This is a genomic window from Alcaligenes sp. WGS1538, from assembly GCF_043187505.1.
Taxonomy (GTDB): domain Bacteria; phylum Pseudomonadota; class Gammaproteobacteria; order Burkholderiales; family Burkholderiaceae_B; genus Alcaligenes.
The window spans coordinates 3,415,962-3,429,294 of the sequence record NZ_CP171109.1 but is presented as its reverse complement, the minus strand read 5'-3'; the positions used below and the strand labels follow the sequence as shown (position 1 = coordinate 3,429,294).

The window sequence follows — 13,333 nt, the reverse complement described above, 5'->3', positions numbered from 1 at the left end:
ATCAGTCAGCCTGCTGACTATCTAATAACTGTAAGCCTTTGATAGAAAAGATGTAGGTGCAAAAAATTAACTAGGGTATTCACTATATTTTTATTTATTAATCGTTTAGTTAATATTTTTCCGACAGCAATTCCAAGACTTACAAACATCCTTCAGGAGACAAGAATGCGGAAGACAACGCTGATGACCGTGGCCGGATTGGCGCTCGGCATGGGGGCGGCGGCGCAAGCCGAGAGCATCAGGATCGGCGTCATCCAGCCTTTGACCGGCTCGGTGGCGTACAACGGGGTGGCGGACGTGAATGGTTCGCGCCTGGCCGTCCAGCAGCGCAACGCCAGGGGGGGCGTGCTGGGGCAGCAGGTGGAGCTGGTGGTGGAGGATGGCGAATGCCAGCCGTCCAAATCGGTGAACGCCGCCGAAAAGCTGATCCAGAAAGACAAGGTCGCGGTGATGTCCGGCGCATTCTGCAGCTCGGCCACCATCGCCGTCATGAGCGTGGCCCAGAAGTACCAGGTGCCGCTGCTGTCCGGGGTGTCTTCCAAGAGCGACCTGACGGAGCGGGGCAATGAATGGTTCTTCCGCACGGCGGAGACCGACGGCCTGCTGGCGCATGCCTTTGCCAAGCTGCTGGTCGAGCAGCTCAAGCTCAAGCGCATCGCCTACATCGGCGTGAACGACGACTGGGGCCGGGGCGGCATGGAGGAGTTCTCGCGCCAGATCGAGGCGCTGGGCGGCGAGACGGTGGAGAAGCTGTATTTCGATCACGGCGCCACGGACTTCTACACCATGCTGACGCGCCTGCGCGCCCAGAAGCCGGACGGCATCTTCGTGGCCGCAGAGACCCAGGACGGCTCCATCCTGGTCAAGCAGATGAAGGAAGTGGGCCTGCAGTCGCGCATCTTCGGCGTGGGCAGCTGGGCCACCGCGGACTTCGTGGGGCTGGCCGGCGAGGCGGCCGAGGGCATCTACGCCGCCGTGCCCTACGCGCATACCATCAAGCGCGAGCAGAACCAGCAGTTTGTGAAGGACTACCAGGCTGCGTACAAGGAGCTGCCCGGCAAGTACTCGGCGGCCGGCTACAACGCGCTGAACATCATCATGGACGCGATCGAGCGCGCGGGCGCCGCCGATCCCGACAAGATCCGCCAGGCGCTGGCCGCCACGGACTACCAGGGGCCCAACGGCAGCTTCACGTTCAATGACAAGCGCCAGGCCTATGGGTTCGACGCCGTGCTGGTCCAGCTGCAGGGCGGACAGCCGCAGATCGTGGCCGAAACGTCGGTGACCAATGACTGATCGGCCCGGACTTCGTTCTGGCTTTGTTGAGGAGATAGCAAAGTGCTGGACCTAACGTTGCAGTTCATCGTGAATGGGCTGGTCAATGGCACGTTCTACGCCTTGTCGGCCCTGGGCTTGACCCTGATCTTCGGCTTGATGAGGCTGGTGAACTTCGCGCATGGCGAGTTCTACATGATAGGAGGGCTGCTGGGCTGGATCGTCACCCAGCAGCTGGGCTTGAACTTCTTTGCCGGGCTGGCCCTGGTCATCCTGGTGATGGCCGCCTTCGGCTGGCTGCTGGATCGCTTCCTGATCGAGCGCATCCGTGACAAGGGGCCCGAGCCGGGCATCCTGCTGACCATAGGGATGTCCATATTCCTGGCCAACACCGCCTTGATGCTGGTGGGCACGGCGCCGCAGAAGGTCCTGGCGCCGGTGCCCAGCGCGCCCCTGTTCGTCGGCCCGGTGTTCATCACCGAAGTGCGCCTGTTCGCCATCGCCATGTCGGTGCTGGCCATCGTCGCGGTGCGCCTGCTGATCCAGAAGACCAAGCTGGGCAAGGCCATGCGGGCGACCTTCCAGGACCCGACCGCGGCCAGCCTGGTGGGCATCAAGACCTCCACCATCTATGCGGCGACCTTCGCCATGGGTTCGGCCTTGGCCGCGACCTCGGGCATGCTGCTGGGCTCCATCTACGTCGCCCAGGCGTCCATCGGTGGGCTGATCAGCCTCAAGGCCTTCGTGGTCGTGATCCTGGGCGGCATGGGGAACTTTGCCGGCGCCATTCTGGGCGGCCTGATCCTGGGCGTGGCCGAGGCTCTGTGGGGCGGCTTCGTGCAGACGGGAACCGTGGACATGGTGGGCTTCGCCCTGGTGATCCTGATCCTGCTGTTTCGCCCTTATGGTTTGTTTTCCGTCCGTGCGGAGCGTGCCTGAATGACTATCGAACGACGTTTTCTGATCGGCAGCCTGATCGTGGCCGCCGTGCTGGGGGGCGTGCTGCAAAGCGACTACCTCCTGCACATCCTGGTCCTGATGCTGCTTTACGCCATCCTGGCCAGCAGCCTGAACCTGATCGTGGGCTATGTGGGAGAGTTTCCCCTGGGCCACGTGGCCTTCTTCGGGATCGGCGCCTATGCGGTGGCCATCCTGAGCTCGCCCGCGGTGGGCTGGCCAGTCACCTTGTCGCTTTGCGCGGCCGCCCTGATCGCCGCTATCCTGGGCTGGCTGATCGGGCGCATCACGCTGCGTCTGAACGGCCCCTTCTTCGTCATCGTGACGCTGGCCTTCGCCGAGGTGCTGCGCCTGCTGGCCAACAACTGGATAGGCCTGACCAACGGTCCCATGGGCATTGCCGGCGTCGCCCACCCGGCGATCCTGGACGCGGTGCCTTTGCTGCACGGCAAGCGGGGCTTCGTGGCCATGGGCGTGGTCCTGGCCGCCCTGACTTTCTACGTGTGCTACCGGCTGGTCCATTCCAGCGCGGGGCGCGCCGCCGTCACCTTGCGGGAGAACCGCTACGTGGCGCAGTCCGTGGGCATCAATCCATTCCGCTACGCCCTGTTCGTGTTCGTGGTGGCCGCCTTCCTGGCGGGCCTGGCCGGCGCCTACTACGCCACCTACATCGGCTTCGTGGGGCCGGAGGTCTTCGGCTTCCCGTTCACCGCCACCATGATCATCATCGTGCTGCTGGGCGGCAAGGGCACTCTGATCGGTCCGGTCATCGGCGCGGTCATCGTGACTCTGCTGGAAGAGTACCTGCGCGAATTCAAGGAGCTGCGCCTGTCCCTGTTCGGCCTGGTGGTGATGGGGGTGGTGCTGTTCGCGCCGGACGGGGTCATGGGATATGTGCGGCAGCGTTTCGCGCAGGGATTCAGGAGAGTGCGCCATGCTTGAGGTTCAAGGACTGGGTAAATCATTCGGCGGCATCCATGCCGTGCAGGACATCGATTTCGCGGTGCCCAAGGGACAGATCGTCAGCCTGATCGGTCCGAACGGCGCGGGCAAGACGACCTGCTTCAATCTGATCACCGGCTTCTATCAGCCTTCAAGAGGGCAGGTGCGCTGGGATGGACAGGACGTGACCGGCAGCCGGCCCTACGACATGGCCCAGCGGGGCGTGATCCGCACCTTCCAGAAGACCAATGTGCTGCGCTCGCTGCCGGTCTTCGACAATCTGGTGCACGCCCAGTACATGCAGGACCGGGATCCCTTGTGGCGCACCTTCTGGCCCGGACGCCGGCGTCAGGCGCAGAGCCGGCAGATGGACGAGGCGGCCGGCGCGCTGCTGGAGCTGGTCGGACTGAGCCGCCGCGCGGACGTGCAGGCAGGTTCGCTGTCCTGCGGAGAGCTGCGCCTGCTGGAAGTGGCGGTCGCGCTGGCGGCGCGGCCGCGGCTGCTGATGCTCGATGAGCCGGCAGCCGGGCTGAACACGCGGGAGGCCGAACACCTGGCCGAGCTGCTGCGCAGCCTGCCCGGCCAGTGGGTGGAGTCCGTGCTGGTGGTCGAGCACAACATGAACCTGATCATGCGGGTCTCGGACCACATCGTGGTGATGAATTTCGGCAAGAAGCTGGCCAGCGGCACGCCCGCCCAGATCCAGGCCGATGAACAGGTGCTGGAGGCGTACATGGGGAGGAAAGCCGCATGAAGGTCGTGAATACACCGCCCTTGCTGGAACTGGAGCAGGTCGTGGCCGGCTATGGAAACCTGGTGGCCCTGCACGAGGTCAGCCTGACGGTGCAGCCCGGGGAAGTCGTGGCCCTGCTGGGCGCCAACGGCGCCGGGAAGTCCACGACGCTGCGGGCCATCTCCGGCCTGATCAGGCCCATGGCGGGCGCCATACGCTGGAAGGGCCGGGAAATCCAGGGACGCAGCCCGGAACATATCCTGCGCCTGGGCCTGTCGCACTGCCCCGAAGAGCGCCATGTCTGGCCGGAGATGAGCGTGGAGGAAAACCTGGAGCTGGGCGCGTACCTGATACGGTCGCGCAATGAAGTCGAGCGCCGCAAAGCCATCGCCTTTCATCGTTTCCCGCGCCTCAAGGAACGCGCCCGCCAGTTGGCCGGGACACTGAGCGGCGGCGAGCAGCAGATGCTGGCCATCGCCCGGGCGCTCATGTCCGAACCCGAGCTGCTCATCCTGGACGAGCCGTCCCTGGGCCTCAGCCCCAAGATGGCGCTGGAAGTGTTCGAAGTGGTGCGGGAGATCAGCGAGCACGGCGTGTCCATTCTGGTCGTGGAACAGAACGTGCACAACGCCTTGAGCGTGGCGAGCCGGGCCTATGTGCTGGAGACCGGACAGGTGATTGCCGAGAAGGACAGCTCCAGCTTGCGGGACGATCCGGAATTGCTGAGCGCCTACCTGGGCGGTTGAACGGGAATCTGGGGTGCGCGGCGGCGCGTACTGATCCGGGCTTAAATTATTTATTCGATCAATTAAATTAAAGTTGTTGCCCGCTGGACGGGCGGAGGAAGAGAACATGAGCAAGACCTTGAAAGTGGGAGTGGTGGGCGCGGGCATCGGCGGCGTGACGCTGGCGGCGGCGCTGGCGCAGCGCGGCATCGAGGTGCACCTGTTCGAGCGGGCGGCGGCCTTCGGCGAGGTGGGGGCGGGCATCCAGATGACGCCTAACGCCGTGAAGGTGCTCAATGCCCTGGGCGCCCACGACGCCCTGGCGGCCGTGGGCTTCCTGCCCGAGGCGCTGGTGGGGCGCAACTGGGAAACGGGCGAGGAAAGCTTCCGCATCCCCCTGAAGGCGGACTGCCCGCGCCTGTACGGCGCCGAGTTCTTCCACGTGCATCGCGCCGACCTGCATGAGCTGCTGACTCGTCTGCTGGGCGATGCGCGCGTCACGTTCAATGCCCAGTGCGTGGGCATCAGCCAGGATGCGGACAAGGCCGTGGCGCATTTCGCCGATGGCAGCCGCTTCGAGGCGGACCTGATCGTCGGCGCCGACGGCGTGCGCTCGGAGGTGCGGCGTGCCTTGTTCGGCGCCGAGGCGCCCCACTTCACCGGCAATATGTGCTATCGCGCCGTCGTGCCATTCGAGCAGATGCCCGATTTCGTGGCGCCCGAAGCCTCTTTCTGGTTCGGCCCCAAGAGCCATGTCGTTACCTACTTCGTCAATGGCGGCAAGGCGGTCAACATCGTGGCGGTCAACGAGACCAGCGATTGGGTGGAGGAGTCCTGGAACGTGCGCAGCACGCGGGAGGAGATGCTGGCGGCGTTTGCGGGCTGGCACCCCAACATCCAGCGGCTGTTCGAGCGCGTGCAGGAGGTCTATCGGTGGGGCCTGTTCGACCGCGACCCGATGGCGACCTGGACGCAGGGGCGCGTGACGCTGCTGGGCGACGCCGCCCACCCCATGCTGCCGTTCCTGTCGCAAGGCGCCGCCATGGCGATCGAGGATGCGTATGTGCTGGCCGCCGCCCTGGCGGCCTGGCCCGACAATCTGGCGCTGGCCCTGCAGCGCTACGAACAGGAGCGCCTGCCGCGCACCAGCCGCGTGCAGCTGGAGGCCAGGGAGCGCGGCCGCACCTATCACCTGGCCGACAAGGAGGAGCAGGCGCGACGCGACGCCGCCTACCGCGAGCAGCAGGCCCGCAATCCGCATGCCGGCGGCATCAAGACCGATTGGGTGTATTCGTATAATGCCACTGACTTCCATCCGGAAACCGCGCCGGTTTCGTCCTGAGCTTACGGAGACCCTGATTGCAATTTCTGCGCCAGCGCATCGAAGACCAGATTCACGCCGTCACCGGGCTGGATTCCAGTCCGGTGGACTTTACCGTGCCGCCGGGAGACCCGGGGCTGTTCGGTCCGGATTCGGCGGTATGGATCGTGCATTCGGACTTCACCTCCATGCTGATAGGCGGAGTGGCGGCGTTGTACTTGCAGATGCTGGATCCGCGGGTGTTGGCGGGCGTCTGGGATCACTCCAATTTCCGCCAGGACCTGCATGGCCGCCTGGCGCGCACGGCCCAGTTCATCTCGGCCGTCAGCTATGGCGGACGTGAGCAGGCCGAGCAGTTCATCGCCCGGGTGCGACGCCTGCATGAGCGGGTGCGCGGCCATTTGCCCGACGGCACGTCGTACGACGCCAATGATCCCGAGCTGCTGGCCTGGGTGCATCACAGCCAGGCTTACAGCTTTTTGCGCGCGCACTTGCGCTATCGTCGTCCCGACCTGGCCGGTGAGCTTCAGGATCGCTACATCCGTGAATACCGGGTCGTGGCCCAGGCCCTGGGAGCGGACGCCGGGCTGGCGTGGGACCGGGAGACCTTGCAGCAGTGCATGGACCGGCATCGCGCCCTGGTCGTGGTGGATGAGCGCACTCGCGAGGTCGCCCGCATCCTGAGGCAGTCCGCGGACCAGTTCAAGGGCCCCAAGGCGCTGGCTGGCCGGATCTTCATGGCCTCGGCCCTGGATCTGCTGCCGCCCTGGGCGCAGGCCTGCTTCGGGCATGAGCCTTCCGGGCTGGAGCAGCGCTGGCGCCTGGCCGCTGTATCGACCATGGCGCAGGGCTTGCGCTGGGCGACGCGCAACGGCTCTATGCACAGGGCCCGGCGACGCATGGGGCTGTCGTGAACGGGCCGTTCGGCGGAAAATAAGGAATCATCGAAGGGGAGAATGGGTATGCCATCAGCCGCCGCAGGGCGCTGGGTCAAGCGCGACCGGCCGGGACGGCCGGAAGGGGTGGGCGACAATGCGTCCGAACGCATCCTGGATGCGGCCGAGCAGGAGTTTTCGGAAACCGGCTACGCGGGCACCACGCTGCGCACCATCGCGCAGCGCGCCGCCGTGACGCAGGCCCTGATCAATTATTACTTCGGGTCCAAGTACGGCCTGTACGAGGCCGTCTTCATCCGCCGCGGCCGCCTGATCTCGGACGAGCGCCTGCGGCGCCTGGAACAGATTCGCGCCCAGTCCGGCGCGGCCCGGGTGGAAGAGGTCGTGCGCGCCTTCCTGGCGCCGACCATCGCCTTGCGCGAGACCGAAGGCGGCCGGCGCTTCCTGCGCCTGCAGGCGCGCCTGCATACGGAACCGGCGGAGATCTCCTACAAGCTGCGCAACGAGGCCTACGATGCCTCCACGCGCGCCTATGTGCACCTGCTGGAGGAAATCCTGCCGCAGCTGCCGGCGCGCGATGTGTACTGGCGCATGGTGCTGATGATAGGCGCCTACATGTACGCGTTCTCCGACACGCATCGCCTGGAGGAGCTGGCGCCGGTGGTCTGCGATCCGAACGACACCGGCGAGGTGTTCGAGCAGATCGTGGCCTTCGTGACGGCGGGGCTGCAAGCCGAAGCGGTGCGCCAGGGCGAATCATTGCGAAGCCCTGCAGGGAAATCCTAACCTGTTGAATTTAAATTTTTTTCTATGCCAAACTTTACTTGGACCCGCCCCGATTTACAGCTCGAATTGCCCAAAGGCTCGTAGGCGGCAAGTCGGCGGGTAGATAGAGGTAAAGGAAATCTTGCTATCCGGTCAAAGAGAAATAATCGCTGCGCCGGGCAGCCGGGCAGCATTTTGATCGAATGTAGCCAGGGGACGTGTATTCTGAACCGCATTGGCAATGTGCATGCAATCCGCAAAGTCAGCGCCAGCCCAGTTGCGCCATAGCTTGAGGGCTTCTTCCAGTACGGCAGGCTCTTGCACGACGAGCTCATGTGTCTCCAGGACCGCATTGAAGGCCTGCTGGATCTCCGCCGGCAAAAGCTTGTAGCGGCTGCGCAGCACCCATTCCGTTTCCAGAAGTACACCCGACGAAATCAACACTGGCGTGCCTTCTTCCGCAGCGGCCTGCACGATCCGAACTGCTGCCGCGCACTGTGTTTCATCGTCGCGAGTCAGAAGCCGGACGAGCACGCTTGTGTCTATGGCTATGCTCATGAGACGGAGTCATCGGTTGGTAGGTCAACAGTCATCTCTTTGAGCGGCACAGGTGTTCTACCCGGTTTATGCAGCAGCCCGGCCAAGTCCGACACATGCCGCAGCTTGGGCCGCACAACCAGGGTCCCGTCGCTGAGCAGCGAGAAGGTGATCTTGTCGCCGGGCTTCAGCCCCATTCGCTGTCGTATATCCCTAGGCACGGTCACTTGTCCCTTTGATGTCAGAGTGGTGGCCTCGGTCATAGCGGTCTCCCGGGTGAAAGTATTACGTTATAGGGTATCGTGCTACTTTCATGCCGCAGGGTCAAACCTTGGCGAGCCCGAGGCGCATGCGGGCGCCAAGGCGAGTGAAGCCCGGCTTTTCGGGTTCAGGACGCGGTCTGCAGCAGGAAGTTCAGCAGCGTCTGGGCGCTGGGCTGCAGGTCCCGGCGCCGGCGCACGCCGATCAGGATGTCTCGCCGGCTCCAGTCGTCCTCCAGTTCTATCATGCGCGTCTGGGGCACCTTGTAGATGCGGGCGCTCTCGCGCGGCAGGATGGCGATGCCCATGCCGGCGTTCACGAGCAGGCACATGGCGTCGTAGCCCGACACTTCCGTGCGCACGCGCACCGAACGGTTGGCTTCCATGGCGACCTTGGTGATCTGGTAGTTGATCTGCGTGCCGGGCAGCAGGGTGATCTGCTCGTGTTCCAGGGTCTGTTCGAAGCGCAGGCGTTCGTGCCGGGCCAGGGGGTGGTCCAGGGGTGCGAGCACCACCAGTTCGTCGCTGCGAAACGGATAGGCCTCGATGTCGGCGTCGTAGGGCAGGCGCGTGAACACGCCCAGGTCGGCTTTGCCGTCGGCCAGGGCGCGGATGATGTCCAGGCTGGTCTTTTCTTCCAGCTGCAGCCGTATGCTGGGATGCAGCCGCCCGAATTCGCCCAGCGGCGCGGGCAGGAACTGCGAGATGGCCGAGGTGTTGGCCAGGATGTGGACCAGGCCTTGCTGGCCCTGTGAATAAGCCTGCAGGCGTGATTCGATGTCCTCGACGCTGTTGAGCAGGGCGCGCGAGCGGTACAGCAGCTCCAGCCCCGCCGCGGTGGGGCTGACGCCTTTGTTGGTGCGCACCAGCAAGGTGGTGTTCAGGGCCTGTTCCAGGTCGGCGATGCGGCGGCTGACGGCGGCCGCGGCGATGTGCTCGCGCTCGGCCGCCTGGCTGATCGTGCCTTCTTCCAGTACCCGGACAAACAGTTTGAGGGTCAGGAGGTCCAGTTTCATGCACGCATCATATCGTTTTTTTCTTCATCGACGATATGAAAAAAGCCCTGCCGGCGCAGACCGGCAGGGCTTTGCGCAACGATGCGGGCGATCAGGCCTGCTGGGGCTTGGCGCCGGACAGGATGTGGCCGGCGTTGGGCACGCGGGTTTCCAGGCCCAGGGTCTTGAGCATCTGGTACACGGTGCAGACGGCGGCCGACAGCACGGGCTTGCCGATCAGGTCCTGGGCGCGCTGGATGGCGGGCAGGGAAGGCATCTGCACGCAGGCGGACAGGATCACGGCGTCCACGCCGTCATGGTTCAGGCGCTGCACGTGCTCGAGCAGGTTCTCGGGGTTCAGCAGGCCCACTTCCAGGTTGTCGGACACTTCCAGGCTGATGGAGTCCTGCACTTCGATGCCCTCGGCCGTGATGTAGTCGGCCACGCGCTTGGTCAGCGGCTTCATGTAGGGGGTGATGATGGAGACCTTCTTGTAGCCGAATTCCTTCAGCGTATCGACCAGGGCGCCCGCCGAGCTCAGCACGGGGATCTCCACGCCGTTTTCCTTGACGGTGTTCTGCAGGCGGGCCTGCGAGACGCGGTGGTAGCCGTCGCCCTGGGCCATGATGGCCACCAGGCAGGCGTAGGCCATGACGTTCATGCGGGCGTCGCTCAGTTCGACGGCGCAGCGGTCGCTGGCGATGTCCATGGCCTTCAGTTCCTCGGGGTTCACGTGCATCATGCGCATGCGCGAGGAGTGGAAGGTGAAGCGCTCTTCCGGAAACTCGGCGTAGCGAGCCTGCAGCATGGCAGGAATCTCGGTTTCCATGGTGGTGTTGGAGCTTGGGACGATCTGGCCGATGCGGTAGGTTTTCATAGCGGTCTGTCTCTGAATGAGGTTTTTAGATTGACCACGCTCCAGGCGCAAGCCTAGGCCTTCGAGCCGAGGTCAAGCGAGGCATTATTTGCAATCCGGCGCCATGGGCGCCCCTGAATCGTGGCGGGGAGTTCCGGCCCTCGGGCCGGAGCTCTTCACGGTTTCATTCTAGAGGCCGCCTTCCGCCTTGCAAATCAATCATCTGTCAACGTGCCATCGCCGTTGGCGATGGCACGCGGGCTTCAATTGCGCGCCTGCCGCAGGTAAAGGCCAATGACAGTCGCCGCAGCCCCGGCAAGCAGGCCCGCCAGCACACCCCACAGGGCGAACTGGTAGGCGGGCATGACGGGGAGCTGGGGGACCATGGCAGGTTGGTCCATCGTGGCGGCCTGCAGTTGGATGGCGCGCGTGTCGATCGTCTCCAGCAGGTTGCGCCTGCGCATCACGCTGTCCAGGCGTTCGATGTAGGGATCATTGTCCTGACGGGCCTGCACCTGGCGCAATTCCGCTTTCAGGGCCCTGGAGCCGCGCAGATACATGGTGTCGCCCGTGAAGGAGGTGATGACATTGCCTTGCTGTGCCGGCTGCTCCAGGTTGATCCGACTGGCCAGCTCCAGGGCGTCGCGCAACTGAACGATCCGGGCCTGCTGGTTGGAGGCGGCTGTCGCGCGCATGGCCTGGATCTGCTGGTCGATGACGTGTATGCGGGACTGCACATCGTGGCGCAGCGTCTGCTGGAGCTCCTGCTGGCTTGTCGTCAGGGCAAGGACAACATACTGATTGAGCAAAGAGGCTGCCCTGGACGCATCCTTGTCCCTCAGGTTGAGCATCACGGGCGCGTCCGGCGTATCCTTATGCGGCATGGCGATCAGCAGCGATTGCATGTAGCGAGTCCAGTGGGCGTCGCGTTCCACGAGAGGGAGGCTGGCGGCGTCCAGGCCGTTTGCCGGAAGATAGAACTCTTCGAAAAACTGGACCCGATTATGGGTGGAGTTCAGGTGGCGCAGAAAAATGGCATAAGCCTCCTTGGGTGTAAGGTCCTTGAGAGGCGTCATCTGCACCCAGTCCGATTTCGGGTCCGAAGTCAGCATGATTTCGTCGAGGGCCTGCCCGGCCGTTTGCACGCCAACGTTGTAGCTGTTCAGATCGACGGGCGTCGTCATGGCCGCGATGGCGGTGGCTTTGTAAGTCGGGCCCGCGTAGAGCGCGTAACCCAAGGAAATACAGGCGAACAGCAGGGCGCCGCCCAGAAGAAACCATTTTTTACGGGAAAGAGCCTGAAGAATGTCCGGGAACCCGAGATCCTGTGTAGAAGGTGGAAGCGAATTCATAATTGTTATTTGAAAGAAAATGAAAGCAGGGCGCTAGATTACGCCTTTGGTGCCGTGCTGTCGTTCTTGCCAGGAAAGGGGACCGGCGTCCAGCCTACCCGTTTCCCATTGCCGTTCTATGACTGCCTGGCCTGCCAGCGCCAGGCGTCGTCGCACATTTCCTGTATGTCCCTGACTGCGGTCCAGCCCAGCTTTTCGCGCGCCAGGCGCGTATCGGCCCAGCAGGCGGCGATGTCGCCTGGACGGCGCGGCGCGATGGTGTAGGGAATGTCCCGGCCGCTGCTGCGCGCGAAGGCCTGGATCATCTCCAGCACGGAATAGCCGCGGCCTGTGCCCAGGTTCACGGCCAGCAGTTCGGGCTCGTTGTCCTGCAGGTAGCGCAGGGCGGCGACGTGGCCCTGGGCCAGGTCCATGACGTGGATGTAGTCGCGCACGCCGGTGCCGTCCGGGGTGTCGTAGTCCTGGCCGAAGACCTGCACCCGTTCGCGCTGGCCGCTGGCGACCTGCGCCACATAGGGCATCAGGTTGTTGGGTACGCCTTGCGGGGCTTCGCCGATCAGGCCCGAGGGATGCGCGCCCACGGGGTTGAAGTAGCGCAGCAGGGCGATGCGCCAGCCCGGCTCGCTCCTGGACAGCTGGCCCATGATTTCTTCCAGGACCAGCTTGGTGTGGCCGTATGGGTTGGTGGCCGACAAGGGGTGGTCCTCGGGAATGGGAAGCTGCTGCGGGTCGCCGTAGACGGTGGCGGACGAGGAGAACACCAAGCTGCGCACGCCGGCCTGCTGCATGGCCTGCAGCAGGGTGACGGTGCCGGCGACATTGTTGTCATGGTAGTCCAGCGGCCTGGCGACCGATTCGCCGACCGCCTTCAAGCCGGCGAAATGGATGACGGCGCCGATGTCGTGCTGCTTGAAGATCGAGTCCAGCAGGGCGCGGTCGCGGATGTCGCCGCGGATGAACCCGGGCCGCGCGCCGCTGATCTGTTCGATGGCGTCCAGGACGGTTTCCCGGCTGTTGGACAGATTGTCCAGGACCAGGACCTGATAGCCGCCGGCGATCAGTTCAACGCAGGTGTGGGAACCAATGAAACCGGTTCCGCCGGTCACGAGAATCTTGCGGGTCATCGGGTGAATCTCCAGTAGATGACGAGGCGAGGGAATAAGCTCAGTCCAGGCGCTTGAGGGCCGTCTTGTAGTGGGCGGCGCGCTCGGCGTAGACCTTGGCATTGTGGCGCAGCCTGGCCACCTCTTCATCGCTCAGGGTGCGCACCGCCTTGGCGGGCGAGCCGATGATCAGGCTGCGCTCGGGAAAGACCTTGCCTTCGGTGACCAGGGCGCCGGCCCCGACCAGGCAGTCGCGCCCGATGACGGCGCCGTTCAGCACCACGGCCTGGATGCCGATCAGGGCGCCCGCGCCTATGGTGCAGCCGTGCAGCATGGCCTGGTGGCCGATGGTGACGTGTTCGGCGATGTCCAGCGGGAAGCCCGGGTCGGTGTGCAGCACCGCGCCTTCCTGCACATTGGAGCCGCGGCCCACGGTGATGGTCTCGTTGTCGCCGCGTATGACCGCGCCGGGCCATACGCTGCTGTTTTCTTCCAGCACGACCTTGCCGATCAGGGTGGCTTCCCTGGCCACGAAGGCGCTGTCGTCGATCCGGGGGCGGTGTTCGTCCAGTTGATAGATGCTCATGGCTTGTGCGGGGCCGGAGCGCCGGCCCAT

The 13,333-nt window shown here is 64.4% G+C and carries 15 protein-coding genes; 8 read left to right on the top strand and 7 right to left on the bottom strand.

What is annotated here, in order from left to right; translation table 11 throughout:
- Window positions 1–165 precede the first annotated feature (165 nt).
- The 8 genes from ACF3ND_RS15955 to ACF3ND_RS15920 all read left to right on the top strand — a co-directional run bounded on the left by ACF3ND_RS15955 (window position 166) and on the right by ACF3ND_RS15920 (window position 7,635).
- Complete coding sequence (locus tag ACF3ND_RS15955; RefSeq protein WP_394062185.1) at window positions 166–1,296, top strand: ABC transporter substrate-binding protein; 1,131 nt, start codon at window positions 166–168, stop codon at window positions 1,294–1,296.
- A 42-nt stretch (window positions 1,297–1,338) separates the two neighbouring features.
- On the top strand, window positions 1,339–2,214 hold the full coding sequence (locus ACF3ND_RS15950) for a branched-chain amino acid ABC transporter permease (protein WP_394062181.1): 876 nt from the start codon (window positions 1,339–1,341) through the stop codon (window positions 2,212–2,214).
- Window positions 2,215–3,174, top strand: a complete 960-nt coding sequence (locus tag ACF3ND_RS15945) for a branched-chain amino acid ABC transporter permease (RefSeq protein ID WP_394062179.1) — start codon at window positions 2,215–2,217, stop codon at window positions 3,172–3,174. It abuts the gene before it with no gap.
- Window positions 3,167–3,928: an ABC transporter ATP-binding protein gene (locus ACF3ND_RS15940; RefSeq protein WP_394062177.1), complete on the top strand. Its 762-nt coding sequence runs from the start codon at window positions 3,167–3,169 to the stop codon at window positions 3,926–3,928. Before ACF3ND_RS15945 ends, ACF3ND_RS15940 begins: the two co-directional genes overlap by 8 nt.
- A gap of 20 nt (window positions 3,929–3,948) precedes the next feature.
- On the top strand, window positions 3,949–4,653 hold the full coding sequence (locus tag ACF3ND_RS15935) for an ABC transporter ATP-binding protein (protein WP_394065854.1): 705 nt from the start codon (window positions 3,949–3,951) through the stop codon (window positions 4,651–4,653).
- A gap of 106 nt (window positions 4,654–4,759) precedes the next feature.
- Complete coding sequence (locus ACF3ND_RS15930; RefSeq protein ID WP_394062175.1) at window positions 4,760–5,974, top strand: FAD-dependent monooxygenase; 1,215 nt, start codon at window positions 4,760–4,762, stop codon at window positions 5,972–5,974.
- A gap of 17 nt (window positions 5,975–5,991) precedes the next feature.
- Window positions 5,992–6,867, top strand: coding sequence for an oxygenase MpaB family protein (locus ACF3ND_RS15925; RefSeq protein WP_394062173.1), 876 nt, complete (start codon window positions 5,992–5,994; stop codon window positions 6,865–6,867).
- A gap of 48 nt (window positions 6,868–6,915) precedes the next feature.
- On the top strand, window positions 6,916–7,635 hold the full coding sequence (locus tag ACF3ND_RS15920; RefSeq protein ID WP_394062171.1) for a TetR/AcrR family transcriptional regulator: 720 nt from the start codon (window positions 6,916–6,918) through the stop codon (window positions 7,633–7,635).
- A gap of 132 nt (window positions 7,636–7,767) precedes the next feature.
- Here the strand turns inward: ACF3ND_RS15920 and ACF3ND_RS15915 are convergent, their stop codons facing one another.
- The 7 genes from ACF3ND_RS15915 to ACF3ND_RS15885 all read right to left on the bottom strand — a co-directional run bounded on the left by ACF3ND_RS15915 (window position 7,768) and on the right by ACF3ND_RS15885 (window position 13,303).
- Window positions 7,768–8,172: a PIN domain-containing protein gene (locus ACF3ND_RS15915; RefSeq protein WP_394062169.1), complete on the bottom strand. Its 405-nt coding sequence runs from the start codon at window positions 8,170–8,172 to the stop codon at window positions 7,768–7,770.
- Window positions 8,169–8,414, bottom strand: coding sequence for an AbrB/MazE/SpoVT family DNA-binding domain-containing protein (locus ACF3ND_RS15910; RefSeq protein WP_394062167.1), 246 nt, complete (start codon window positions 8,412–8,414; stop codon window positions 8,169–8,171). Before ACF3ND_RS15910 ends, ACF3ND_RS15915 begins: the two co-directional genes overlap by 4 nt.
- 125 nt (window positions 8,415–8,539) lie before the next feature.
- A complete protein-coding gene (locus ACF3ND_RS15905; protein WP_394062165.1) occupies window positions 8,540–9,427 on the bottom strand; it encodes a LysR substrate-binding domain-containing protein in 888 nt (295 codons plus the stop codon).
- A 91-nt stretch (window positions 9,428–9,518) separates the two neighbouring features.
- Window positions 9,519–10,283, bottom strand: a complete 765-nt coding sequence (locus ACF3ND_RS15900) for an aspartate/glutamate racemase family protein (protein WP_394062163.1) — start codon at window positions 10,281–10,283, stop codon at window positions 9,519–9,521.
- A 242-nt stretch (window positions 10,284–10,525) separates the two neighbouring features.
- Window positions 10,526–11,614 (bottom strand): Wzz/FepE/Etk N-terminal domain-containing protein, encoded by a 1,089-nt coding sequence (locus tag ACF3ND_RS15895; RefSeq protein ID WP_394062161.1) that lies wholly within the window; start codon window positions 11,612–11,614, stop codon window positions 10,526–10,528.
- A gap of 116 nt (window positions 11,615–11,730) precedes the next feature.
- Entirely contained in the window at window positions 11,731–12,738 is a 1,008-nt protein-coding gene (galE, locus tag ACF3ND_RS15890) for a UDP-glucose 4-epimerase GalE (RefSeq protein WP_394062159.1), read from the bottom strand.
- Window positions 12,739–12,778: 40 nt separating this feature from the next.
- Window positions 12,779–13,303 (bottom strand): gamma carbonic anhydrase family protein, encoded by a 525-nt coding sequence (locus ACF3ND_RS15885; RefSeq protein WP_394062157.1) that lies wholly within the window; start codon window positions 13,301–13,303, stop codon window positions 12,779–12,781.
- Window positions 13,304–13,333: the final 30 nt, after the last annotated feature.